The sequence below is a fragment of the Stenotrophomonas sp. GD03877 genome (assembly GCF_029840555.1).
GTDB lineage: Bacteria > Pseudomonadota > Gammaproteobacteria > Xanthomonadales > Xanthomonadaceae > Stenotrophomonas > Stenotrophomonas geniculata.
Genome location: NZ_JAOCCT010000019.1, coordinates 26,295 through 48,787 on the forward strand (window position 1 = coordinate 26,295; position 22,493 = coordinate 48,787).

At 63.3% G+C, this 22,493-nt stretch carries 23 protein-coding genes, 1 tRNA gene and 1 pseudogene; 14 read left to right on the top strand and 11 right to left on the bottom strand.

Annotation, left to right across the window (positions count from 1 at the left end):
* Window positions 1-23: 23 nt before the first annotated feature.
* The 3 genes from trmB to thiS all read right to left on the bottom strand — a co-directional run bounded on the left by trmB (window position 24) and on the right by thiS (window position 1,833).
* The gene (gene trmB / locus N5D20_RS14655) at window positions 24-758 is read right to left on the bottom strand and encodes a tRNA (guanosine(46)-N7)-methyltransferase TrmB (protein WP_010481468.1); all 735 of its coding nucleotides are present in this window, start codon (window positions 756-758) and stop codon (window positions 24-26) included.
* Window positions 758-1,552, bottom strand: a complete 795-nt coding sequence (locus N5D20_RS14660; RefSeq protein ID WP_049437329.1) for a thiazole synthase — start codon at window positions 1,550-1,552, stop codon at window positions 758-760. The genes trmB and N5D20_RS14660 overlap by 1 nt, the downstream gene beginning before the upstream one ends.
* A gap of 80 nt (window positions 1,553-1,632) precedes the next feature.
* Window positions 1,633-1,833: a sulfur carrier protein ThiS gene (gene thiS, locus N5D20_RS14665; RefSeq protein ID WP_010481472.1), complete on the bottom strand. Its 201-nt coding sequence runs from the start codon at window positions 1,831-1,833 to the stop codon at window positions 1,633-1,635.
* A 207-nt stretch (window positions 1,834-2,040) separates the two neighbouring features.
* Between thiS and N5D20_RS14670 the strand changes: the two genes are divergently transcribed.
* The 6 genes and pseudogenes from N5D20_RS14670 to N5D20_RS14695 all read left to right on the top strand — a co-directional run bounded on the left by N5D20_RS14670 (window position 2,041) and on the right by N5D20_RS14695 (window position 7,577).
* Window positions 2,041-3,894 (top strand): autotransporter domain-containing esterase, encoded by a 1,854-nt coding sequence (locus N5D20_RS14670; RefSeq protein WP_049437326.1) that lies wholly within the window; start codon window positions 2,041-2,043, stop codon window positions 3,892-3,894.
* A gap of 958 nt (window positions 3,895-4,852) precedes the next feature.
* Window positions 4,853-4,926, top strand: a tRNA-Gly gene (locus N5D20_RS14675).
* A 15-nt stretch (window positions 4,927-4,941) separates the two neighbouring features.
* Window positions 4,942-6,594 carry a group II intron reverse transcriptase/maturase gene (gene ltrA, locus N5D20_RS14680; RefSeq protein WP_164106453.1) on the top strand — a complete coding sequence of 551 codons (1,653 nt, stop codon included), beginning with the start codon at window positions 4,942-4,944 and terminating at the stop codon, window positions 6,592-6,594.
* A 162-nt stretch (window positions 6,595-6,756) separates the two neighbouring features.
* Window positions 6,757-6,999, top strand: a pseudogene (locus N5D20_RS14685) (hypothetical protein); the annotation flags it as partial.
* The gene (locus tag N5D20_RS14690; RefSeq protein ID WP_154583052.1) at window positions 6,966-7,133 is read left to right on the top strand and encodes a hypothetical protein; all 168 of its coding nucleotides are present in this window, start codon (window positions 6,966-6,968) and stop codon (window positions 7,131-7,133) included. The pseudogene N5D20_RS14685 and the gene N5D20_RS14690, both read left to right, overlap by 34 nt.
* A 78-nt stretch (window positions 7,134-7,211) precedes the next feature.
* A complete protein-coding gene (locus N5D20_RS14695) occupies window positions 7,212-7,577 on the top strand; it encodes a conjugal transfer protein TraD (protein WP_197579347.1) in 366 nt (121 codons plus the stop codon).
* 167 nt (window positions 7,578-7,744) lie between these two features.
* On the opposite strand, the gene N5D20_RS14700 is transcribed toward N5D20_RS14695, so the two are convergent.
* The 3 genes from N5D20_RS14700 to N5D20_RS14710 form a co-directional block, all read right to left on the bottom strand.
* The gene (locus tag N5D20_RS14700; RefSeq protein WP_197579348.1) at window positions 7,745-8,470 is read right to left on the bottom strand and encodes a hypothetical protein; all 726 of its coding nucleotides are present in this window, start codon (window positions 8,468-8,470) and stop codon (window positions 7,745-7,747) included.
* Window positions 8,460-9,248: a hypothetical protein gene (locus N5D20_RS14705; RefSeq protein WP_154583050.1), complete on the bottom strand. Its 789-nt coding sequence runs from the start codon at window positions 9,246-9,248 to the stop codon at window positions 8,460-8,462. Before N5D20_RS14705 ends, N5D20_RS14700 begins: the two co-directional genes overlap by 11 nt.
* Before the next feature lie 716 nt (window positions 9,249-9,964).
* Window positions 9,965-10,702, bottom strand: a complete 738-nt coding sequence (locus tag N5D20_RS14710; protein ID WP_019336443.1) for a hypothetical protein — start codon at window positions 10,700-10,702, stop codon at window positions 9,965-9,967.
* A gap of 294 nt (window positions 10,703-10,996) precedes the next feature.
* On the opposite strand from N5D20_RS14710, the gene N5D20_RS14715 reads away from it, so the two are divergent.
* Entirely contained in the window at window positions 10,997-11,401 is a 405-nt protein-coding gene (locus tag N5D20_RS14715) for a DUF805 domain-containing protein (RefSeq protein WP_019336442.1), read from the top strand.
* 1 nt (window position 11,402) lies between these two features.
* Here N5D20_RS14715 and N5D20_RS14720 read toward each other — a convergent pair whose 3' ends face one another.
* Window positions 11,403-12,269, bottom strand: a complete 867-nt coding sequence (locus N5D20_RS14720; protein ID WP_279914941.1) for a PoNe immunity protein domain-containing protein — start codon at window positions 12,267-12,269, stop codon at window positions 11,403-11,405.
* Between the two features lie 106 nt (window positions 12,270-12,375).
* On the opposite strand from N5D20_RS14720, the gene N5D20_RS14725 reads away from it, so the two are divergent.
* Window positions 12,376-13,557 (top strand): hypothetical protein, encoded by a 1,182-nt coding sequence (locus N5D20_RS14725; protein ID WP_279914942.1) that lies wholly within the window; start codon window positions 12,376-12,378, stop codon window positions 13,555-13,557.
* Window positions 13,558-13,666: 109 nt separating this feature from the next.
* On the opposite strand, the gene N5D20_RS14730 is transcribed toward N5D20_RS14725, so the two are convergent.
* The gene (locus N5D20_RS14730) at window positions 13,667-14,089 is read right to left on the bottom strand and encodes a thioesterase family protein (protein ID WP_197579351.1); all 423 of its coding nucleotides are present in this window, start codon (window positions 14,087-14,089) and stop codon (window positions 13,667-13,669) included.
* 131 nt (window positions 14,090-14,220) lie between these two features.
* On the opposite strand from N5D20_RS14730, the gene rimK reads away from it, so the two are divergent.
* The 5 genes from rimK to N5D20_RS14755 all read left to right on the top strand — a co-directional run bounded on the left by rimK (window position 14,221) and on the right by N5D20_RS14755 (window position 18,751).
* A complete protein-coding gene (rimK, locus tag N5D20_RS14735) occupies window positions 14,221-15,099 on the top strand; it encodes a 30S ribosomal protein S6--L-glutamate ligase (RefSeq protein WP_005410807.1) in 879 nt (292 codons plus the stop codon).
* A gap of 280 nt (window positions 15,100-15,379) precedes the next feature.
* The gene (locus N5D20_RS14740; protein ID WP_159360514.1) at window positions 15,380-15,865 is read left to right on the top strand and encodes a hypothetical protein; all 486 of its coding nucleotides are present in this window, start codon (window positions 15,380-15,382) and stop codon (window positions 15,863-15,865) included.
* A gap of 13 nt (window positions 15,866-15,878) precedes the next feature.
* The gene (locus N5D20_RS14745) at window positions 15,879-16,556 is read left to right on the top strand and encodes a response regulator transcription factor (protein ID WP_005410804.1); all 678 of its coding nucleotides are present in this window, start codon (window positions 15,879-15,881) and stop codon (window positions 16,554-16,556) included.
* Window positions 16,519-17,886, top strand: a complete 1,368-nt coding sequence (locus N5D20_RS14750; RefSeq protein ID WP_032952284.1) for a HAMP domain-containing sensor histidine kinase — start codon at window positions 16,519-16,521, stop codon at window positions 17,884-17,886. The genes N5D20_RS14745 and N5D20_RS14750 overlap by 38 nt, the downstream gene beginning before the upstream one ends.
* Before the next feature lie 478 nt (window positions 17,887-18,364).
* A complete protein-coding gene (locus N5D20_RS14755) occupies window positions 18,365-18,751 on the top strand; it encodes a hypothetical protein (protein WP_197579352.1) in 387 nt (128 codons plus the stop codon).
* A gap of 160 nt (window positions 18,752-18,911) precedes the next feature.
* Here N5D20_RS14755 and coaE read toward each other — a convergent pair whose 3' ends face one another.
* Genes coaE through N5D20_RS14770 form a run of 3 tightly spaced genes read right to left on the bottom strand, consistent with a single transcriptional unit; the run spans window position 18,912 to window position 21,666 of the window.
* Window positions 18,912-19,523, bottom strand: a complete 612-nt coding sequence (gene coaE, locus N5D20_RS14760; RefSeq protein WP_197579560.1) for a dephospho-CoA kinase — start codon at window positions 19,521-19,523, stop codon at window positions 18,912-18,914.
* An 11-nt stretch (window positions 19,524-19,534) separates the two neighbouring features.
* Window positions 19,535-20,398 (bottom strand): A24 family peptidase, encoded by an 864-nt coding sequence (locus N5D20_RS14765; RefSeq protein ID WP_197579561.1) that lies wholly within the window; start codon window positions 20,396-20,398, stop codon window positions 19,535-19,537.
* A gap of 8 nt (window positions 20,399-20,406) precedes the next feature.
* Window positions 20,407-21,666, bottom strand: coding sequence for a type II secretion system F family protein (locus N5D20_RS14770; protein WP_107380263.1), 1,260 nt, complete (start codon window positions 21,664-21,666; stop codon window positions 20,407-20,409).
* Between the two features lie 360 nt (window positions 21,667-22,026).
* Here N5D20_RS14770 and N5D20_RS14775 point away from each other — a divergent pair, with 360 nt between their 5' ends.
* Window positions 22,027-22,461, top strand: coding sequence for a pilin (locus tag N5D20_RS14775; RefSeq protein WP_049481728.1), 435 nt, complete (start codon window positions 22,027-22,029; stop codon window positions 22,459-22,461).
* Window positions 22,462-22,493 lie beyond the last annotated feature (32 nt).

Sequence of the window (22,493 nt, forward strand, 5' to 3'; positions counted from 1 at the left end):
GGCGCGGCGTCCTCAGGCGATCGTCAGGTGCGGTCGTACAGCAGGTCCCAGACGCCGTGGCCGAGCTTCTGGCCGCGGGTCTCGAAGTGCGTCTGCGGGCGCCAGTCAGGGCGCGGCACGCTGCCACGCGGGCCGGCGCGGTTGACCAGGCCGGCGGTGGCATCGAGCACGTCCCACATCTGCTCGGCGTAGTCTTCCCAGTCGGTGGCGCAGTGCAGGCGGCCACCCGGGCGCAGCTTGCGCACCAGCAGCTCGGCGAACGCCGGCTGCAGCAGGCGGCGCTTGTTGTGGCGCTTCTTGTGCCACGGGTCCGGGAAGTAGATGCGCACTTCATCGAGCGCGCCATCGGCGATCTCGTTCTGCAGCACTTCCACCGCATCGTGGTGGTACAGGCGCACGTGGTCGGCGTTGTCGTCGGCCAGCGCGTTCAGCAGGCGACCCACGCCGGGCGCGTGCACTTCGATGCCGATGTAGTCGCGCGACGGGTCGTGCTGGGCGGCGAAGCGCAGCGCGGCACCGTTGCCGAAGCCGATTTCCAGCACCTTGTGCGCCGGGCGCCCGAAGGTGGCGTCCAGGTCACGCGGCTGGCCGTTGTAATCGATGCCGAAGCGCGGCCAGCGTTCGTCGAACGCGCGCTGCTGGGCGGGGGTGAAGCGGCCCTGGCGCAACACGAAGCTGCGCACCTCGCGGCGGCCTTCGCTGACGGTGAAGGGCTTGGGCGGAGCCTTGGAACCGGCGCTGTCGAAAGGATTGGTCATCAGCCGATCAGCCCATCCACCGGAGAGGAGGCGCTGGCGTAGCGCTTGCGCGGGATGCGCCCAGCCAGGAACGCCTCGCGGCCGGCCTCGACCGCCTTGCGCATCGCACTGGCCATCAGCACCGGGCTGCGCGCACCGGCGATGGCGGTATTCATCAGCACGCCGTCACAGCCCAGCTCCATCGCAATTGCCGCGTCCGAGGCGGTGCCCACGCCGGCGTCGACGATGATCGGCACCTTGGCGTCTTCGATGATCTGCAGCAGGTTGTACTTGTTCTGGATGCCCAGGCCCGAACCGATCGGTGCGGCCAGCGGCATCACCGCAGCGCAGCCGATCTCTTCCAGGCGCTTGGCCAGGATCGGGTCGTCGGAGGTATAGACCATCACCTCGAAGCCGTCCTTGACCAGCTGTTCGGCGGCCTTGAGGGTCTGCATCACGTCCGGGTACAGGGTCTTCTGGTCGCCCAGCACTTCCAGCTTGGTCAGGTTGTGGCCGTCCAGCAGCTCACGCGCCAGCCGGCAGGTACGCACCGCGTCTTCGGCGGTGTAGCAGCCGGCGGTGTTGGGCAGGATGGTGTAGCGCTCCGGCGGCAGCACGTCGAGCAGGTTGGGCTCGCCCGGGTTCTGCCCGATGTTGGTGCGGCGGATGGCCACGGTGACGATCTGGGCGCCTGCAGCCTCGGTGGCCAGGCGGGTTTCTTCCAGATCCTTGAACTTGCCGGTGCCGGTGAGCAGCCGCGAGCCATAGGTCTTGCCGGCGATCACCAGCGAATCGGGGGAGACATGAACGTTCATGGCGCGATTATCGCCTATCCGCCTGAAGATGGGATCACGCAATGGCGTGCCGGCCGCTGGCCGGCAAACCCGCACAGGTCTCAGCCCCCGCCCAGCGCGTGCACGATTTCCACGATGTCGCCTTCGGCCAGGACGTGCTCGCCATGGCGGCTGCGGCTGACGATCTCGCCGTTGACCTCCACCGCCACCCGGCGCTGCAGCAGCTGCTCGGCCTCGAGCAGGTCGTGGAGGGTCGCCGAGGCGGGCAGGGTGCGGGGTTCGCCGTTGAGCTGGATGTTCATCCCTGCATTGTCGCTGATAGCCCGTCGGGATCGGAACGTTTGCAATTTGAACCGGGCGCCAGCTCCAGCACAGCGGGTTCCGGCGTGATCAGGCGACAATCCATGCGGCGGCGCAGCGTGAGCAAACCGCGGCGCGGTGAAACCATTCACCGTGCGCCGGCGTACGTGCGCCGGATCCTCAACGATATCCCCACAGGAGTTTCTTACATGTTGCTCAGCAAACGCCCGATCCGCTCCCTGATGGCGGCCGCGATCGCGCTGGCCGCGCTTCCGGCCATGGCAGGCGAAAGTCCGTATTCCAAGGCGGTGTTCTTCGGCGACAGCCTCACCGACGCCGGTTATTTCCGCCCGCTGCTGCCTGAGGCCACCCAGGGGCTCTCCGGCCAGTTCACCACCAACCCGGGCTGGGTGTGGTCGCAGCAGGTCGCCAATTATTACGGCCTCAACAAGGACCCCAACGGCAACGGCCAGAACGGCGACAACTACGCTGTCGGCGGTGCCCGCGTGTCGGTCGAAGGCGGTGGTGCCCTTGGCGCGATCCCGTCGTTGAAGTCGCAGGCGGCCCGTTACCTGGCCGCAAACGGCGGAAAGGCTGATCGTAATGCCCTGTACACCGTCTGGGGCGGCGCCAACGACCTGTTCGCCGCGGCCGGTGCTGCCGGCGCGGGTGCGTCGCCGGCCCAGGTGCAGGGCATCATCGGCGCGGCGGCCACCGACCAGATCGCGCTGGTCGGCGCTCTGAAGCAGGCCGGTGCCCAGTACGTGCTGGTGCCGAACCTGCCGGACGTGGGCATCACCCCGCAGTTCCGCGGCCCCAACGCGGCAGCCGCCACCGCCATGTCGGTGGGCTACAACAAGGCGCTGTACGGCGGCCTGAAGCAGGCAGGCATCGAGTTCATTCCGCTCGATACCTTCAGCATCCTGCGTGAAGTGACCGCCAACCCGGGCATGTACGGCTTCACCAACGTCACCGGCACCGCCTGCAAGATCAACCCGGCCAACACCACGGGCAGCATCATCGGCTGCAACCCGACGACCTACGTCAGCCCCGATGCGTACCAGACCTATCTGTTCGCCGATGGCGTGCATCCCACCGTGACCGGTCACCAGCTGCTGGGCCAGTACGCCGTCTCGGTGCTGGAGGCTCCGCGCCTGCAGCAGGTGCTGAGCCACTCGGCACAGACGGTCGGCCGTTCGCGTGCCGACCAGGTCAGCAACCACCTGGGCGCCCGTCCGGCCGATGGCCTGTCGTGGTGGGGTGGCGTGCGCGGTGACATGCAGCGCTATGACCACGCCGACCTGTACGACGGCGTGGCGCCGGCCGGCCTGTTCGGTGTCGACTGGGCACGCAACGGTGTGGTGGTCGGCGGCTTCGCCGGCTTCGGCCGCATGAGTGCCGACTTCGGCAACAGCCGTGGCGATTTCACCCAGAAGGACACCACCGCCGGCCTGTTCGCTGCCTGGTATGGCGACCGCGTCTGGGTCAACGGCCAGGTCAGCTACACCTGGTTGTCGTATGACGTGAACCGCAAGGTCCAGCTGGGCCCGGCCACCCGTGAGCATGGTGGTTCGCCGGATGGCAGCAACCTGACCGCTGCACTGAATGCCGGTTACGAGTTCGGCACCGAAGGTGGCTTCCGCCACGGCCCGATTGCTTCGGTGATCTGGCAGAAGGTGAAGATCGACGGCTACACCGAAAGCGCCACCGCCGGCACCATGGCCACTGCGCTGGGTTACGACCGCCAGAACGTCGACTCGACCGTCGGCCGCGTCGGCTGGCAGGCCCGCTTCGATGGCGGTACCGTCAAGCCCTACGTGCAGGTGACCTACGACCACGAGTTCGAGGACACCAAGCAGGCCAGCGCCTGGCTGCAGACTCTGCCGGAACTGGGCAGCTACCGCGTGCCGGGCCTGGACTTCGACAAGAACTACGCCACCGCCGTACTGGGTGCGCGCATGGACCTGTTTGGCCTGCAGGGCAACGTTGGCCTGAGCACCACGGCCGCGCAGAAGCGCGCCCGTGACGCGACGATCTTCGCCACCGTGGGTGGCAGCTTCTGATGAATGCAACATCCCGGGCACCGCAAGGTGCCTGGGATGCCTGCACGGCAGCGCCGGGCCGTGCCCGGCGGGTGCGGCGGCCACCATTGCGCAACACCGGCCGCTCCGCATAGACTTTCACCCGCAATGCGGGCGTAGCTCAATGGTAGAGCTGTAGCTTCCCAAGCGTGCGACACGAGCCGTGCCGCACGTTCAACCGACCAGGCGGTTTCCTGGCCACAGCTGTACAGATCTCGGTCTGACAGCAAAACGTCCCCCAGCAACACGGTGGACGATACGTTGAACGGTAGGAGTACATCCCTACTGGCACGGCGAAGGCTGTGCATGCAATTGTTGGTCGTCCACCCTGCCAAGGGTTGTCGAACCAACCCGGTGTTCAGCCACCGGTAGCCAAGGAGTGGTGCGGGAGAAGTAATTCTCCGGTGCTAAGCTCTCCGTTAATGTAGCCATCCTCACGGATACGATTCTCCCGTGAGGGAGGACTCGTGACCTCGGTAGTCGTAACCGAGTAGGCGCTAGGCTGAGTATCAAGGATCAGTACAAACGAATCGCCATATAAACGTCGTCAAGCTAGACGGGCCAACTGCGACTGGGCCCTACCCAAAACGGGACGAGGTCGGATGTTTCTCTGCTTGGTAGAGACACGCTGACAATTGCACCTCCGGCGAAAAGGCGAGATCCTAGGTACTCTGTTGCATGTACGGAACGTGGTAAGCCCAACTGGTTGTCGCCTCGGCGACTAGGTTCTCCGCAAGGAGAAACGATGACCAAGTGGGTATAGGATGGTGGAGTAAGCGAATGCCTCTCTGTAATCGAGGGGATAGGGGATGAAAAGATCGCCCCAACCCGAAAGGGTGCTGACTTCCACCGGGTGGTCTGTCGCTAGACAGGCTTCGCAAACTCACACCCAACGGGGAACGACTCCCCTTTGGGGCGTCTATCCCCTGACGGGCTCTGGGCGGGTGTAGCTCAATGGTAGAGCTGTTGCTTCCCAAGCAACTGACGAGGGTTCGATTCCCTTCACCCGCTCCACTCCAGGAGGTAGATATGGACGCCATCATCGATGGTGATGTCGCCTCCTCACACCTCAGCAACTGGCACTCCATCAACTGGAAAGCCACAAGCTGCGCTGTGTCGAGGATGCAGGCAAGAATAGCGAAGGCAGCTAAGGATAAGCAGTGGCGTAGGGTCACACGCCTACAGAAACTACTTGTCCGCTCAACTGCAGCCAAAGCAACGGCTGTACGTCGAGTCACGGAGAACCAAGGCCGTCGTACCCCGGGTGTAGACCGTGCAACGTGGTCGACACCTGCGGCAAAGTGGAATGCCATCAACTCCCTGCAACGCAAGGGATACAAGGCAAAACCGCTTCGCCGAATCCACATCCCCAAGGCCCGAGGTGGCACCCGCCCTCTCGGTATACCGACGATGAAAGATCGAGCAATGCAGGCGCTGTATCTGTTTGCGCTCGACCCCGTCGCCGAAGCATATGGGGACATTCACTCATACGGGTTCCGTAATTTCAGGTCGACAGCTGACGCTGCCGCCCACCTGAAGACCTGTCTGAGCACGAAGACCAGCTCACGCTGGGTGATGGAAGGGGATATCAAAGGCTGCTTCGACAACATCAGTCACGACTGGCTGATGAAACACGTACCAATTGACCGGCATGTGCTGTCGCAGTGGCTGAAAGCAGGCTTCATGGAAGACCGTAAGTTGTTTCCGACGGACGCGGGTACACCACAGGGCGGAATCATTTCCCCCGTGCTCGCAAACATTGTCCTTGACGGATTGGGCCGGCTCATCGATGCGCTCCCACGCCGCAACAAGTGCAACTTCGTCCGCTACGCAGACGACTTTGTCATCACAGGAGCCTCTGCGGAGATCCTGGAACGCAAGGTCAAGCCGATCGTCGTCAAGTTCCTCGCAGAAAGAGGGCTCACGCTCTCCGAAAGCAAGACGAAGATCACACACATGGACGAAGGCTTCGACTTCTTGGGATGGAACTTCCGGAAATTTGGAAATCTCCTCCTTAGAAGGCCGTCGAAACAAAACACCAACGCCTTCATGGCTAAGATCCGCAGCCAGCTCCGGCTACTGCGGGGATCCACCCAAGACGACGTACTGCACGTCCTTAACCCGATCATTCGGGGGTGGGGCATGTATCACCAAGTCGTGAACGCTTCAGAACCGTTCGCAAGACTGGATCACCTTATCCACCACGCGGTCTGGTGTTGGGCCAAACGCCGTCACCCCACCAAAGGTCTCCGCTGGATCAAACGTCGGTACTTCCGGCGCGACAAGTCCCGCGACTGGATCTTCGGTGTTGGTAAACACACTCTGATGCGCCTGTCGTCCCTCAAGGTCGGCGAGTACATCAAGGTGCGGTCTGACGTTAGCCCCTACGACCCCAAAGACGAGAGCTACTTTAATCAGCGGTTGCAGTACCGCATGAAGCGCTCGCTGACCGGGAAAAGGAAACTGCTATGGCTTTGGACAAAGCAAGAGGCCAAGTGCGCCTGCTGTGGGCGGAAACTGACCAGCACCAGCTGGCACATCCACCACAAGGTTTTCAGGGTGTACGGGGGGTCTGACCGCCTCTCCAACCTTGTTTTGCTCCACACCACCTGTCACGAGCAGCTTCACGCCCGTGCCAGGCTACGGCTGTCGCCCCCTCCCATAGAAGAAGGGGGTTCGTGACTGCTTGAGCCGTGTGAAGGGTAACTTTCACGCACGGTTCTGAGGGGGGAGGGTGGCCGCGAGGCCACCTTCCCACCCGACTACTGACGTGGGTTCGATTCCCATCGCCCGCTCCATTTTTCACCGGATCTGCGCTTAAGTTGTTGATAGCGCACGGGTGATTTGGCAGAAAAGCGAACGCTCAAACGACCTGTCCAGGTATCGTTCGAGGTATCGTTTTTGCCCAAGCCGCTGCTTCTTGCTCGTCCCAGTGGGCTATACGCCCGCTTTCTTGTGCCCATCGATTTGCGTGCCGCCATCGGTTCGCGTTTCCTTGTTCGTCCTCTCCATGAGCCTGCCGGCGATAGGGCACGGCTGGTGGCCGCCTGCTTGTGCCGTTTGTCGATGCCGTTTACGTCGGCACGTTTGGAGGAACATTGGGAACCCCTGACACCAAGGTCGATCCCGGCGATGTCCAGTCCATCGTGGCCCGATGCACCCAAACCAGCACCGTGCCCAACACCGAGAACAAACTGGTGATGCTGATCTTCATCCGTTGAGCGAACGATGCGCCCCCCTCTTGCGCCACGCGCTATTTCTGCTTGCATGGAGTATCAGAGGTGGTGAGCAGGCATGCCGTGGCAGACGTCGAGAAGCAAAAACTAAAACTGGCAAAGATGTTGGATGCAGCGGCAAAGGAACATGCCAAGCTCATGATTGCCGAGCGTCAGGAAAAGCAGCGGCAAGCCAGGCAGGCGGCACGTGAGAAAACCAAGGAGCGCGCCGCGCTGTTCCGCTCAGCAGATGCAGACCGCAAGATCGTGCTGGGTGGGCTGACCATCGCAGCGGGCGCCGATGACTGGGACCCTGCGGAGATCGCAGGTGCGCTATTGATGATTGGCGAGAAGATGGTTCAGCACGGAACGCTTCGGGGGCAGTTGCGTGAGCGAGGAATTGTTCACCTGGAAGCACGAGCAGCTGCGCGTCAGGCGGGTCGGTCCTGAGCGCACATCCACGCGTTGGTGACTCTGCAATCTGGCGTGCGGCAACCGGAGCGGCAGGGAAGGGCAGTCCGATGGGACCCATCCAAGATCCAGGTATGGGTCCTGATGCTCCGGTGTGAGCCAAGCAGCGCTTGGCCCACACTCATTTCTTCAGGGCAACCACATGTTTACGGCCGCGGCCAGCTCCCGGCAGGGGACAACTGATTTCGCAGCTCCGCAGCCCTTCTGTCGATGCTGGCGCGCTCCGGAGCAGAAAGCTGAGGTGCCTCCATTTCAAGCGCTATGCCGGCCTTTGAATCGCCAGCAAGGTAGGCAAGTCGCAGGTATGCCAGCGCAAGCGGAGGGTTCAACAGCTCCCCGGAGTGCATGTATGCGTCCGAAGCAAGATACAAACCGTAGATGTTCCCGCCTTGAATAAAGCTATCAACCATGGAGCCTACCGCCTCTCTGTAGCGCCCCTCGCGTAGCAAGGCATGGCCATACAAACTCTTGTCAACCAATGCGCCGGACTTTTCGGCGGCAAGCTTCAGTGAGTCCGCGCTGGACGAGAGCGAATTTGTGACCTGATCCGGAGTCGGATAGCCTCGAGCGAGGAGCCACTGTGCTTCCTCAGGACTATCGGCCACCAGCGGGTCCTTGCTGCAAGAACCCGAATCCGCCTTGCAGGCGTAATACTGCTGAAGTGCGGTTGCCGGCAAGCTGCCCAGTGAGCTCGAATTTGCAACCAAGGCCGCATCAGGTCTGGGTTCTGTGGCACCACTTCCGATGTCGGCGGCCTCCTCATGGGTCGAATGGATGTCCTTTGCTTCGTCACCCCTGCCGCAACCCGAGAGCATTGCGGTGACGGTCAAAACAAGGACGCCCGGTATCATCAATCGCGCCTTAGCAGCCATTTTCACGGACCTCTTTGAACCAAAGATTGCATTGCTTCTGCTCATTTGCCTTTTCAAACTTCACATTGAGCGAATTCTCGGGAGCAAACCAGTTGATGATGGTTTGCGGTATTCCGAGGTCGGACAAGACAATCCCTTTCGTGTGGAGCCAGGTTTGGAAGAAGCTTCCGAAGTTTGAGTCTGCCTCACCGTTGACTCTCGAAACCGTTGCGAGGCAGGCCCTAAGTCCAGGCGACACTCCGCCTGAGTGAGGCGAGAATGGCGGGTTCGCTGCGTCGTGCTGACTTTGAAGTTCACATGCCTGCACCAGTCCATCGATCAGCGTCCTGTTCACCTCGTTCAATGGCCTTCTGATGTCGGAGAGGTCAACGGTATGCTGGGCAAGCGAGGCTTGGATCGCTCCCCGGGACTGGGCTGTGATGCTCGAGTTTGACAAATTCGACAAGGCCGTCGCGAGTCCGGAGCCGATCATGAACTTGTCAGAGGCGTAGTCAGCCCCCTGGATGGCGCCTTCTGAGGCGCAGCCGCTTGGCTTCGACCGCAAAAGAATCGGGCAGTATTGGTCCGCTCCATTGTCCCCACCAACCGGACCAGCTCCTCTGGGACCACTCCCGACCGGTCCGCCGCCAGGGTCATCCCAGCCATCGGAATAGCAAACCTGTTGGCGCTTCCCCATTACAGTGCCTTGTCCACAGACCAAGCCTGCTTCCGCACGAGGGGAGGCAAAGAGTAAGACGATCGCAATCAACCCGAAAGCCAGGTGGGCGTTCTGGGACATCCTTGACATCCGATTCCTATGTTGAATGGTGCTCCTTTTTAGTCAAGCCCATTTAACTTGTTAAATGACGTCTAGACGTACAGACATTCTTATTCTTACTGGAGTGATCCAAAAGGCATTGGTGCATAGGGCAGGGCATTCCCGCGGGAGACACGGTTTCGCCACCCGCCCCGTCCCTCGGGCGAAAGCTAAGTGTCTGAGTTCTCTAGCCTCGTTGCTTTGGTAGATGACTTCCCTAAGCACCCGGCCCGCCCGCCGGGGAAGCAATGGGGCTGGGCGCGCCGGGGTTGCAGAGAAGCCGCCGTGGTGCTGTCGCTCCGAGCCGTCGAACTCCCACTGGTCTTTGCTCGGATCCAATGACGAGCTCTGCCACCGGTGCGAGTGCGCCTGAGGCCGCGAACGCACGGGGATGCGAACGTGCCGCATCACGGCCAACCTCGTGATCCTTGAGTGATGCCCCAAGATGACCGTATGCTCTGGGTATCGTTTGAGGTATCGTTTTTTCCGCCTGCTTTTTCAAGGATGTTCTTTGAAAACAGCTGGTTAGGCGTTTTGGGGTTCGATTCCCATCGCCCGCTCCATGTCTCCAGGGTATTCACCCCAGGCAGGCGCGGCGCACTCGTTGAACCACACCCAGGTCGAGCGTGTGGCAGCCGCGCCGGACTCTCTTTCCCCAGTGTTGGGCTGTGGCTCCTCCGAACCACAGCCCGAGTGGCTTATGCGCCCGCTTGCGCAGCCGCGTCCTTGGCCGCGGCAGTTACAGAGCTCCCGAAACCGGTATAGGTCGATCCGTTGCAATGCAGGTATGCGCGGAAGACGACGCCATTCAACTCGGCGTTGTCAAAATAGCAGTGCGTACCGGTCTTGGATGATTTCTTCACAAGCCGCATTGCCATCGCGTTTGAATCGTCGACGCTGGAGCCAAGGCCGGCAACGCTCCAGGATTGGCCCGGGCGAGTGCAGCTGTAGGGATACTTATAGCCATGTGCCGACCCATAGTAGTAGTCGACATTGCACCGCGCCTGCGTCGCCGCCAGGGTGATGGCCAGCTCAAGCAGGTTCTGTCCCGCAGTGGTGGTCGTCATGCCATAGGCGGAAATCGGAGTGGAACTGCACTCTCCTTTGATGCCCACACCCGGTGCCGGGATGCTGACATAGGGATCGCGTGCGAAAACACTGCATACCGGGCCTTCCTCGGCGACGGCAAGGAAGCCATTGGTGTTGGCCGTCGCAGCATCGATATTGCTGCCAACGCCCGCGACCGTTCCATTCTTGCCGCAGCGCCGGATCACCACGCCTCCGCCGTTCGGCAGCATGTCCATACCGGGGTCGCAGATGCCCGGCCCGATCGAGGATGCCCCTGCCGGTCCGGTGTAATCACGTTCCGCGTTTGCGGCCATCGGGGCCTGGGTGGAAAGCAGTGCAAGCATCAGCGGAAAAGAAATCGCAGCCATTCAAAACCTCGAATCCATGAGTGAGCAGTGACGCTAGCAGAGGCGCCATTCTGGAAAACTGGAATTCGACCAATCCGCCACTGCTGCAAGCCAGTGATTCGATTCAGAATGCCCACGCCTATGGAAATGTGCGGTAGTTCGCGCTGCGTTTCCGGCTGCGCGGCTGCCGCGGCGGGCTCCTGCAACCTCCGCTGTCTGCCGGGCCCGTCGGGCCGCAGGGTTCAGTTGGTGCTGGGCTTGGGGATGCTAAAAGATCGTTAACCGTTGACCCATCGTCCGCTGCCCGGAGCGCGAATGATCCCCGCACTTTTGCCCCTCAGGCGTTGCTTTGATTTTTCAGGGCGATCCAACCGGAAAGAGTTCTGGTCGTACTCCCTGTCTGCTGCGCTTGTGGTGGCAGCGAGCTACACCTTGATGGACGGCGGATACTGGCTGACGGGCACCGTGCTGCTCGATGGCGAGGCCTTCGAGCCGTTCCGGATGCTGGGGTGGGGCATGACGGTCTGCGCGGTCATCGTCCTCCTTCCGCCGATGCTGGCCCTGGCCGTTCGACGACTGCATGACATCGACGAGTCTGGCTGGTACGTCGTGATCGCCTTCATCCCGTTGGGCGTATTCGTCCTCTTCCCGGTCATGCTGCTGCCGGGCAACGAGGAGGAGAATCGATTCGGCGGCATTTCCGGTCTGCCGGGCGCCTGACTCAGCGCCGGGCGAAGTCCACCAGGTCGGAAGGGTAGTGCGGGCAGGTGCGCAGCGCGGCATCGTCGCCGCCATACAGCACCACCAGCGCTGCTACCTCAAGCGCCCAGTAACCCCAGGCATTCGGTCCGGTCAGGCGTCGGGTCCGCTTCTGGGCTTTGGGCGACAGCAGGAAGAAGTCGCGGTACTGCACCTGCAGGTAGCCGGCCAGCTGGGAAGGGATGAGTGCTTCACCGTCGCGCAATGGCGCGAACAGCTCGGCGAACGGGCGTGGATGGAATATCGCATCGCTGGCTTCGGCAAGGCCGAGTGCCGGCGCGCTGAGGTAGTCCAGCACGCGGTCGGTTTCGAAGCAGAGCACCTGCTCCACCAGCGCCGGAAGACGATCCTGCGCATCCAGCAGCACGCCCAGTGACAACAGCTGCAGGGCGTATTCGTAGTGCTGCGTTGTGCGCGGTTGCAACGGCGCGGCCAGCGCGATGTCGTGGCCTTGCTGTTGCAGGCTGTCCTGGGCTACCGCCAGCAAACGTGAGTGTTCCAGCCACAGATCTGTCACGTCGGCATGCATCTGCTGCAATGCCGTGGGGGCGAAGCCGCGGTCGGTGCCTTTCAGCAGCAGGTTGCTGCCGGTCTGGGCAACCGCTTCCCAGCCGTAGGCATGTTCCAGTGCCGCATGCCCCTGCAGCGGTTCCTCCGCAGGTTCACCGCCATTGCGCGCATGACGCGCAAGCAGGGCCATGCCCGCGTTCCAGTCCGCCTGCCAGTCCGGCAGGCGAAGCATGCGGCGCGGTACTCCCGGATCCTTGGCCAGTGCTCTCCATCGCGGTAGTACGTCCAGCAGCAGATTCCGGCGGTTCACGGCAGTCATCGGTTCCATCATCAGGGAAAGTCTAGCGGCAATGCCGGTTCGACCCCCATTGCCTGGCACCGCGTTGAAGGTTTGAATGGTGCGCAATCGCAGTCACCATGCCCGCATGACCGTTGATCGAATCGCTCTCCGCCGTTTCACCCAGTGGCTGCCGTTCCTGGTCCTGGTCGCCATCTGCGTGGCCTGGTGGTCGCCGCTGGGCGTGGTCGTCGCCCTGGCCGCGTGCCTTGCAGTGGGTGGCGTGCTGCAGCGCTTCGATCTGGTCGGCGATGCCGTAGGCGGCGCACTGCTGCGCTCGCGGGCGACGCTGCCCTTTGCCACACGGCCGCCCACGCATGATGTTCTGTTGGATTGGGGCGAGCTGGGCATGGGAGGGCCGGCCTACAGCACCCAGATGCTGCGCGATGGCGCCATTGTCGAGGGCGTATCCACCGGAGGCAGCCACGATGCCAGTGGCGAGTGGCAGACGCTGGCGGGAAGCGCGCTGCGCGTGGCCAGTGGCTACGTTGATCGCAGCGAAGCGGTGATCGTCTACGACGAAGCGGACAAGAGGGTGATGCACCTGCTGGCGATTGTTCCCAGCCTGTTCTGGCAGGAACTGCACGAGCGCCGGCAGCTTGGCGGGGATGCCGAAGCCGCGATGTGGTTGCGGGATCTTCCCTGCCGATCGACCACGCTGCGCCCCTGCCGGGGTCTATGGCTGGAACCGGAGCATCCGGCGCTGGCCGCCGGGTTGCCGCAGGCATTGCGGCATGTCCTGCCGGATGCCCGGGTGTTGCAGGCCATCCCGCTGTTTCCCGACGATCTGCGCCTGACCGCGCATCCGACCCTGTTCGCGCGCATCTGCCCGTACGCGCTCTGTCTCGATGGCGAGCCCAGTGACCGTCACGCCTGCGATCTGGAGACGGTGATCACCAGCCCGTCCGGACGGTGCGTGGTGGTGGCGGGCAGCGTGCTTGATGGGGATCTGCGTCCCATCGAGGACGTATGGCTCGTCCACTGGCAGGGGCGTTGGCAGGCCATCGGCCGCCGTGCGACGGGCGGCAGCGGCAAGGCCCGCAGTGGGGCCTGGATCGATGTGATCGAGGCCGGCGATGACGGTACGCTTCGCTGCGACGCCTATGAGGAACACTGGACGTTCGACGCGATCACACGCATCCCCACGCCACACACGGTACTCGCCTTGCCTGTGGAATGGCGGGAAACCGCACTGGCCGTGCGTGTCCGCGATGGGCACTTCTCGTTGCGCCTGCCCCGCGCGGATCAGCGGCCGTCAGTCACAGGTTAGACAGCGTCGAATCGAACAAGGAGGTTCCGGCATGCATTGTGGATGCATGCCGGGAAGGCGCTGGAAAAGCTCAGGAAATGGGCTGCGGTCAGTACCGAGTGCGGATGGCTCATGCGCCTGCCGCCTTCACCCGCTGCGCATACTCCTCGGTAAACAGCCCGGACAACGCCCGGCGCTGCTCTGCATCGATGGCGCGTGAGGCGTTGGCGGTGTAGTCAAAATGCACCATCACGCAGCGCCCGGTGGCCACCAGGGCCTCGAACTGGAACGCCTGCTGCACGATCGACAGCGAGGAGCGGCCGATGTTCTCGATGCGGGTCTCGATGCGCACTTCGTGCCCGGCCTGTATCTGCTGCAGGAAGTCGATCTCGTAGCGACGCAGGATCAGTGTCAGGTCGCGCATGCTGGCCTCGCGGCTGAAATGCCGGAAGATCTCCTGGCGGCCTTCCTCGAACCAGACGGGCAGGGCGGTGTTGGTGACGTGGCCAAGCACGTCCACCTCGGAAAATCGCGGGAACACGGTGATCGCCATCGGCCGCTCCATGCGCGCTGAACAGGTCCTCGCAGTGTGCCGCCCGCTGCCGGTCAAGCCACGCCGCAGGGCATCATCCACCCGCCACACGCCCGCGCTATGCTGCGCGCCTGCCGTCCGATCCTGCCGCGATGAAGCTCGCCATCCTGTCCCGCAACAGCTCCCTGTACTCCACCCGCCGGCTGGTCGAGGCGGCCCGCGCGCGCGGCCACACCGTACGCATCCTCGACCCGCTGCGCTGCTACATGCGCATTGCCGCCGATGGTTTCTCGATGCACTACAAGGGCCGGCCGATGACCGGCGTGGACATGGTCATCCCGCGCATCGGTGCCTCGATCACCCGCTATGGCACCGCCGTGCTGCGCCAGTTCGAGCTGATGGGTGCGCGTACGCCCAACCCCTCCGACGCGATCCTGCGTTCGCGCGACAAGCTGCGTGCGCACCAGCTGCTGGCCGCCAAGGGCATCGACATGCCAGTCACCGTGTTCGGCGACAACCCGGATGACACCGTCGACCTGCTGTCCATGCTCGGCCCGCCGCCACACGTGGTGAAGCTCAACGAAGGTACCCAGGGACGGGGGGTGATCCTCACCGAGAAGGCCAGTGCTTCGCGTGGCATCGTCGAGGCCCTGCGGGGCCTGTACGCCAACTTCCTGATGCAGGAGTTCATCGGCGAAGCCAAGGGCGCCGACCTGCGCTGCTTCGTGGTCGGTGACCAGGTGGTGGCGTCGATGCAGCGCCAGGCGCCGGAAGGGGACTTCCGCTCCAACCTGCATGCCGGCGGAACCGCGGTGGCGGCCAAGGCCAGCCGCGCTGAACAGCAGGTGGCGGTGCGCTCGGCCAAGGCGCTGGGCCTGTCGGTCTGTGGCGTGGACCTGATCCGCTCCGCGCGCGGCCCGCTGGTGCTGGAGGTCAACTCCACGCCAGGGCTGGAGGGCATCGAAGCCGCCTGCGGGGTGGATGTGGCCACGCGCATCATCGAGCACGTCGAGAAGCTCAAAAAGCCATGATTAATCAATGGCTTGAAATTCTCATGGGCAAATGAGGCCGGCTTTAACATGCCTTTAATCGGCGCCGGCGTAGCCTTCAGCGAACCGCAGCTCTGCCTCTCAGCAGGATCGGTATCGGGATACGACTTCAGGCCCAGGCGGGGCACCGCCTGGGTCTTTTTTATGGCGATCCACCGCCCGTGAGGGCCAGCTCCCGGTTTCCTCTTCCCGAGCGGCACTTGCTCATATGAAGGGACGTCAATACAGTCGGCATTCACATTCGAACAAGGATACGTTTGCCATGAAATATGGATTGCTCTTGACGTGCCTGCTTTCCTGCGCCGCTCTGTCTTCCGTTGCATGGGCGGGCAACGATAAGGCCGCGGTGATCCGGCCGGGCAAGCCCCTGCTGGCAGAAGTCGAGCGGATCGAGACTGATATCAATGATGGCAAGACCTATTCGGAGCTCAAACCCGATGAGCGCAGCCGCGTGCGCGAGGTGCTGGGACGCCTGCGATCGGCTTCCGAACGCTTCCCGGATGCGGCGAGCATGCCTGAATCGACACGAACCCAAGTGTTCAATGACCAGCAGATCGTGAACACAGTTTTGACACAGGCGCGTGAAGATAGTCGTCTAATATGCAGGCGCGAACGGATTGTGGGTTCCAACCGGCCACAGACGAGTTGCATGACGGTGGCCGAACGGAATCGCAAGAGAGAAGAGAGCGATAACCAGTTGCAGCAGGCCCAACGTCTCGGCACACGCATGAATACAAGCGATTTTTAATTAAGAGGTGACAGTGAGAATCCTGGTAATCGAAGACAACAGCGACATTGCGGCCAACCTGGGCGACTACCTGGAGGACCGGGGCCACACCGTGGACTTCGCGGCTGACGGGGTTACCGGTCTGCACCTGGCCGTGGTGCACGAGTTCGACGCGATCGTGCTGGATCTCAATCTGCCAGGCATGGACGGCATCGAGGTCTGCCGCAAGTTGCGCAATGAAGCGCGCAAGCAGACCCCGGTACTGATGCTCACCGCCCGCGACTCGCTGGACAACAAGCTGGCCGGCTTCGATTCCGGCGCGGACGACTACCTGATCAAGCCGTTCGCGCTGCAGGAAGTGGAAGTGCGTCTGAACGCCCTGTCGCGTCGCGGCAAGGGCGTGCAGACCCGCGTGCTGGAAACCGGCGATCTGGAATACAACCTGGATACGCTGGAAGTGCGCCGCCAGGGCAAGCTGCTGCAGCTCAACCCGACCGCACTGAAGATCCTGCAGGCGCTGATGGAAGCGGCCCCGGCCGTGGTGACCCGCCAGGAACTGGAAACCCGTGTGTGGGGCGAAGAACTGCCCGATTCGGATTCCCTGCGCGTGCACATCCATGGCCTGCGTGCGGTGGTCGACAAGCCGTTTGAAGTGCCGCTGATCCAGACCCGCCATGGCATCGGATACCGCATCGCCACCCCGGAAGCCTGATTCGGTGGCAACCAAGGGGGAGCGCCGGCGCACGCCTTATCGGCGGCGCCTGCGCAGCCGCATCATCGTTTCGTTCGTGTTGTTGGGCTTCTGCCTGACAACACTGTTCGCGTTCGCCACCAACTGGGCCCGCCTGCGCGTGGAAAACCAGCTGGTGGAAGAGCTGATGAACCGCAACATCGACGAGTATGCGCGCCGCTATTACGAGCACCCCGGGCATAACCCGGACGCGCCGGTGCTGCAGATCAGGGCCTATGCCTATTCCAAGGACAAGTTCGACCGGGTGCGCGAAGAACGCGCGCAGTGGGCGGGCTTCTCCGATGGCATCCACAGCGTCAGTGGCGATGAGCACGGCGAGCCGTACTCCTACAAGCTGGCCGTGCGCAAGACGCCCGACGCCTGGTTCTTCCTTGCCTATGACATGACCGACAGCGTGCGCGGCGGCAAGCAGCTCAACCGCGCGCTGGTGCTGTCGGTGCTGGTGTTCAGCGTGCTGTCGCTGGTGCTGGGCTGGTGGTCGGCCTCGAAGGTGATGAAGCCGGTGTCGGATCTGGCCGCGCGGCTGCGCGCCTACCGCGGCGGCACCAGCGATCCCGAACCGCTGGCGCCACGCTTCCCCGACGACGAAGTGGGGCAGCTGGCCCAGGCGCTGGACGACTATTCCTCGCGGCTGACCGAAGTGGTGCAGCGCGACCGTGAGTTCAATGCAGACGTCAGCCATGAGCTGCGCACGCCGCTGGCGGTGATCCGTGGCGCCACCGAGCTGCTGCTGACCCGGCCCGGCCTGGACGAGAAGGTGCTGCAGCGCCTGCAGCGCATCCAGCGTGCCGAACAGCAGTGCAGCGACCTGATCGGCGCGCTGCTGCTGCTGTCGCGCAACGAGCGCGGGCAGGGCACCAGCAACGTCGCCCGCGTGGCCGAGCAGCTGCTGGACGCGCATCGAGCGCAGCTGGGTGGCAAGCCGCTGGAGCTGCTGCTGGAAGGTGAGCGCAACCTGGTGATCGATGCACCCGAGGCGGCGCTGTCGGTGGCACTGGGCAACCTGATCGGCAATGCCGTGAAGTACTCGCAGGACGGCGAGGTACGCGTGTTCGTCGGCACCAATTCGGTGTCGGTAACCGACAGTGGCCCGGGCCTGAGCGAGGAAGACGCGGCCAAGCTGTTCCAGCGTGGCTACCGCGGCACCCATGCCGGCCATTCGCAGGGCGGCGGTATCGGCCTGTCGATCGTCAGCCGCCTGTGCGATCTGTACGGCTGGCAGGTGAGCGTGCGCCCCGGTGGCCAGCGTGGCGTGATCGCCACCCTGACGTTCTCGCCGAAGCCGTTGTAAGGGCCCCTGCTTTGGTGGGTGCCGGCCTTGGTCGGCACGAACCCTGCCGACCTTTGCGCTCTGTGTCGCTTGTGCCACCTAATCCCCCTCGCGCGACGATAGGGCCTCAGGCCCAACACGACACCACCGTGATCGCTGCCGCGCCCCGCGCGTGTTCCAGCGCACGCATTGGCAAGCCCGCGCCGCACTTGGGAATTCCCTTACAGATTGCCGCGTGCGGCGATGGCCTGATGACCTGGCCAGGGCAGGTGCCTTGGCCGGGATTGGCGTCCTGAAATCAACTGTTAGATGGAAAGCTTCCGATGCCTCGCGCGGCATCGCGGACAATGCACTGTGCTCGCTTCATGGCGGGCGGTGCGTGGGGATTCCCGGGAATCCGCCGGAGTTTCCATCCATCTGGGAGTTGTCCGGTACGCCAACCCGCACCGTCCGCCACCTTGCATCTGCAGGTGGCCTGCCGACCGCGAGGAGCTCCACCATGTCCAACCGCCCGCTGTTCCCCCAGCTGCACGCCCTGAGCGGCGACGCCGCCCACCTGCTGCCTGCCGACGTCGCCGAGCGTGTCGAAGTTCTGCTGGATGACCCCAAGGACCTGCTGCCTGCCCTGCTGGCGCGCATGGATGGCCGCGACGCCGCCGACGGCCAGCCGCTGGACGTGCAGGGGGCCAGCCCGGCGCAGGCAGCCATGATGGCCGGCCTCAGCCGCACGCTTGCCGGTCTGAATACCCTGATTCAGCTGCTGCACGCCGCCGAACTCGCGCGAGAGCAGGGCGGTGCCCGCCAGCAGCTCAATCCCGATGTGGTCGACGGTCTGCTACTCGGCGCGCGCGAACTCGCCCGCTACGCCCGCCTGCAGCTGGAGTAGATCCACGCCACGCGTGGATGCAGAGCGTTTTGTAGAGCCGAGCCGATGCTCGGCTTGATGGTCGCAGCCGAGCATCGGCTCGGCTCCACAGCAGATCCCCAGATCCACGCCATGCGTGGATGCACTTCGGTAGTGCCGGCCGCTGGCCGGCAACCCGGCCTCAACCCCCGGCCAACCCCAGATACCGCGCATGCAGCTGTTCCACCTGCACTTGCAGGTCCTCCGGCTGCCCATCATTGACCACCACGTCATCGGCCAGCGCCAGCCGCTGTGCGCGGCTGGCCTGGGCGGCAATCATCCGGTCGGCCAGCGCGGCATCAATGCCATCGCGCCGCATCAGCCGGGCGTGCTGCACGGCTTCGGGCGCATCCACCAGCAACACCCGGTCCAGCCATGGGTAGGCCTTCCGCCCACCCACCTCGGTCAGCAGCGGAATGGCCGCAATCGCATAGGCGCTGGTGGCCTGCTCGCACTGCTGCTGCATCAGCAGGCGGATGGCCGGGTGGGTGATCGCTTCCAGCGCCGTCCGCTCGGCCGGGTCGGCGAACACGTGGGCGCGCAGGCGGGCCCGGTCCAGGCTGCCGTCGGCCAGCAGAATGTCGGCGCCGAAGCGCTCGGCAATGCGGGCCAGGGCGGGGCTGCCGGCGGCCACCACGGCCCGTGCGGCCAGATCGGCGTCGGCCACCACGATCCCCAGCGCCTCGAAGCGCCGGGTCACCTCACTCTTGCCCGAGGCGATGCCCCCGGTCAGGCCAACCACATAGCGGCTCATGGGGACTCCCCTCAGCGCAGCCCGCTCATCACCAGGTATTGATCCACCAGCGGCGCACCCCACATGAAGTACAGCCAGCCGGCGATGGCCAGGTACGGCCCGAACGGGATGGGCGTGGCCCGGTCACGACCGCGGCTGTACAGCCAGATCGAGCCGATGATGGCGCCCAGCACCGACGACAACAGGATGATCGGCAGGATGCCCTTCAGCCCGCACCAGGCGCCCAGCGCCGCCAGCAGCTTGAAGTCGCCGTGGCCCATGCCTTCCTTGCCGGTCAGCTGCTTGAACAGCCACCAGACCGTCCACAGCGACAGGTAACCCACCGCCGCGCCTACCAGGGCGGGCTTGGCCGGCATGTACAGGTTGTCGATGCTGCCTATCAGCCCCAGCCACATCAGCGGCAGGGTGAGCTGGTCGGGTAGCAGCTGGGTGCGCAGGTCGATGCCGGACAGGGCGATCAGGAAGCAGGTCAGCACGATGGCGCCAAAGCCCTGCCAGCCGAAACCGAACTGCCAGACGCAGGCCAGCACCAGTACCGAGGTCAGCGCCTCCACCAGCGGGTACTGCAGCGAGATCGGCGCCTTGCAGTGGCGGCACTTGCCACCCTGGATGATCCAGCTGAACAGCGGGATGTTCTCGTACCAGCTCAGCTTGTGCTTGCAGTGGGGGCAGTGCGACGGCTCCACCACGATCCCCGGTGGCGGGGGCTCATAGAAGTCCGGTTCCTCCAGGACCTCGCGCGCATCGCGCTTCCACTGCCACTCCAGCCGCTTGGGCAGCCGCAGGATGACCACGTTCAGGAAACTGCCCAGCAGCAGTCCCAGGGCGGCCGCGGCGGGGTAGCCGAGGCCGGGGTGCTGGTCGAGAAATGCCATTGATACCTTTAGCCGACGACGGCGCCGAGTTTGAAGATGGGCAGGTACATCGCAATCACCATGCCGCCCACAATGGTACCAATGAACACCATGATCATCGGCTCCAGCAGGCTGCTCAGGGCATCCACCGAGTTGTTGACCTCCTGCTCATAGTACTCGGCCACCTTAAACAGCATGGCGTCCAGAGCGCCGGCCTCTTCGCCGATGCCGGTCATCTGGATGACCATGTGCGGGAACAGGTTGAGCTGCTTCATGGCCATGTTGACCGGGTAGCCGACCGAGACATCGTCCCTCATTCGCAGTACGCCTTCCTCATAGACCTTGTTACCGGTGGCGCCGGCCACGATGCCAAGTGCCTCCACCAGTGGCACGCCAGCCTTGAAGGTGACTGCCGTGGTGCGGGCGAAGCGGGCTATCGAGCTGTTGTGCATGATCTGGCCAAGTACTGGCACCTTCAGGATCAGCCGGTCGACCGTATGCTGCATCTTCGGAGAGCGCTTGTAGAACATGATGGTGCCAACGATTGCGCCAATGAGGGCAATGAGCATCAGCCACCACCAGCTCACCATGAACCTGGACAGGTTCACCACCATTTGGGTGAATGCCGGCAGATCTGCGCCAAAGCTCTTGAAGACTTCCTCGAACTGCGGCACCACCCAGATGAGAAGGATTGAGCTGACCAAGAGAGCTACCACCAGCACCATGGCTGGGTAGAACATTGCCTTCTTGATTTTGCCCTTAAGAGTTTCGATGTTCTCTTTATAGGATGCGATGGTCTCGAGTACGGTCTCCAGCACGCCCGCCCCTTCACCAGCACGCACCAGGTTGCGGTAGAGCTCGTCGAACTGCACAGGATGCTTGCTGATGGCTTCATGCAGAGAGGAACCGCCCTCGATATCGGTGCGTATCCCATCCACCATCTTCTTCATGCGCGGGTTCTTATGTCCGCTTCCGATGATCTCCAGCGCCGAGACGATCGGTACGCCGGATTTCATCATCGTGGCCATCTGCCGGCTGAAGAACGCAATGTCCTTTGACGTCACAGCCTTGCCGGCCGCGCCGAACAGCGGCTTCGGCTTCGGCTTGACTTGGCCCGGGTTGATCCCCTGCCTACGTAGCTCCGCACGTAGCATGTTGGCGTTCTTCGCCAACTGCTCGCCCTTCATCTTGATGCCCCGCTTGTCGGTCCCCTCCCAGACAAACGGCTGCAGCTCCATGGTGCTACGCGCCACGGGCTCTTTCTTGATCGCACTGCGACTGACAGACATGTTGGCTCCCCAAGGCCCGCCATCCCCAGGCGGGCATCCTGACCGGCGATGGTAGCCGGTTCAAGGCCGTCCGGGGAGCCCGCTGGCGTGACGCCGCGCAGGGTTTTCGACCTGGCGAGACGAAAGGTGACGTACCGCGTCACATTGCCGCGTCCATCGCAGATTCGTATCAGGGGGGGTTCCCATCCGCGAAATTGCTGCCATCATGGGCTTGGGGAAATCCAGGGGGAGGCATGTCAGTGTTGGCATGCAACCTGCGTTGAACCACCCGCAGGGCGTAGGGCCCGCTCAGTCGGCCTGACGGCCGGTCTGGCCTTGTGCACTGAAATTACCAACCACCTATCTTGGGGACGTACCGTTATGAAGAACCAGAAGGGCTTCACCCTTATCGAACTGATGATCGTCGTTGCGATCATCGCCATCCTCGCTGCGATCGCGCTGCCGGCCTACCGTGACTACACCGTTCGTGCGAAGGTCAGTGAATCTGTCATGGCGCTGAGCGCCTGCAAGACTTCGGTGTCGGAGTACTTCGCCTCACAGAATAAGCTTCCGACTACTCTGGCTGAGGCTGGTTGCAATGAGGCGACCAAGGATATTAGTCAGTACGTGAATGCGCTGAGCCTGAGTGGCACCGACGGTGCGATTACCGTGACGACGAAGGCCACCGGTGCGAAGGCTGCAGAATGCGAACTGACTCTGACCCCCACCGTTGATGCGACTCGCAACGAAATTACCGCATGGGCTGGCAAGCATGACAAGTGCGATGCCAAGTACGTGCCGGCTAACTTCCGCTAAGTACTTCTCGGCACCGTGAATTAATGAATCAG

Excerpts from the sequence above, each read along its gene's own strand:
- N5D20_RS14720 (WP_279914941.1), bottom strand. The coding sequence starts at position 12,269 with ATGACTGCCGTGAACCGCCGGAATCTGCTGCTGGACGTACTACCGCGA.
- trmB (WP_010481468.1), bottom strand. The coding sequence starts at position 758 with ATGACCAATCCTTTCGACAGCGCCGGTTCCAAGGCTCCGCCCAAGCCC.
- N5D20_RS14765 (WP_197579561.1), bottom strand. The coding sequence starts at position 20,398 with ATGGCATTTCTCGACCAGCACCCCGGCCTCGGCTACCCCGCCGCGGCC.
- N5D20_RS14715 (WP_019336442.1), top strand. The coding sequence starts at position 10,997 with ATGATCCCCGCACTTTTGCCCCTCAGGCGTTGCTTTGATTTTTCAGGG.
- thiS (WP_010481472.1), bottom strand. The coding sequence starts at position 1,833 with ATGAACATCCAGCTCAACGGCGAACCCCGCACCCTGCCCGCCTCGGCG.
- N5D20_RS14755 (WP_197579352.1), top strand. The coding sequence starts at position 18,365 with ATGTCCAACCGCCCGCTGTTCCCCCAGCTGCACGCCCTGAGCGGCGAC.
- ltrA (WP_164106453.1), top strand. The coding sequence starts at position 4,942 with ATGGACGCCATCATCGATGGTGATGTCGCCTCCTCACACCTCAGCAAC.
- rimK (WP_005410807.1), top strand. The coding sequence starts at position 14,221 with ATGAAGCTCGCCATCCTGTCCCGCAACAGCTCCCTGTACTCCACCCGC.
- N5D20_RS14730 (WP_197579351.1), bottom strand. The coding sequence starts at position 14,089 with ATGGCGATCACCGTGTTCCCGCGATTTTCCGAGGTGGACGTGCTTGGC.
- N5D20_RS14700 (WP_197579348.1), bottom strand. The coding sequence starts at position 8,470 with ATGGCTGCTAAGGCGCGATTGATGATACCGGGCGTCCTTGTTTTGACC.
- N5D20_RS14775 (WP_049481728.1), top strand. The coding sequence starts at position 22,027 with ATGAAGAACCAGAAGGGCTTCACCCTTATCGAACTGATGATCGTCGTT.
- N5D20_RS14740 (WP_159360514.1), top strand. The coding sequence starts at position 15,380 with ATGAAATATGGATTGCTCTTGACGTGCCTGCTTTCCTGCGCCGCTCTG.
- N5D20_RS14660 (WP_049437329.1), bottom strand. The coding sequence starts at position 1,552 with ATGAACGTTCATGTCTCCCCCGATTCGCTGGTGATCGCCGGCAAGACC.
- coaE (WP_197579560.1), bottom strand. The coding sequence starts at position 19,523 with ATGAGCCGCTATGTGGTTGGCCTGACCGGGGGCATCGCCTCGGGCAAG.
- N5D20_RS14705 (WP_154583050.1), bottom strand. The coding sequence starts at position 9,248 with ATGTCCCAGAACGCCCACCTGGCTTTCGGGTTGATTGCGATCGTCTTA.
- N5D20_RS14770 (WP_107380263.1), bottom strand. The coding sequence starts at position 21,666 with ATGTCTGTCAGTCGCAGTGCGATCAAGAAAGAGCCCGTGGCGCGTAGC.
- N5D20_RS14750 (WP_032952284.1), top strand. The coding sequence starts at position 16,519 with ATGGCATCGGATACCGCATCGCCACCCCGGAAGCCTGATTCGGTGGCA.
- N5D20_RS14710 (WP_019336443.1), bottom strand. The coding sequence starts at position 10,702 with ATGGCTGCGATTTCTTTTCCGCTGATGCTTGCACTGCTTTCCACCCAG.
- N5D20_RS14725 (WP_279914942.1), top strand. The coding sequence starts at position 12,376 with ATGACCGTTGATCGAATCGCTCTCCGCCGTTTCACCCAGTGGCTGCCG.
- N5D20_RS14670 (WP_049437326.1), top strand. The coding sequence starts at position 2,041 with ATGTTGCTCAGCAAACGCCCGATCCGCTCCCTGATGGCGGCCGCGATC.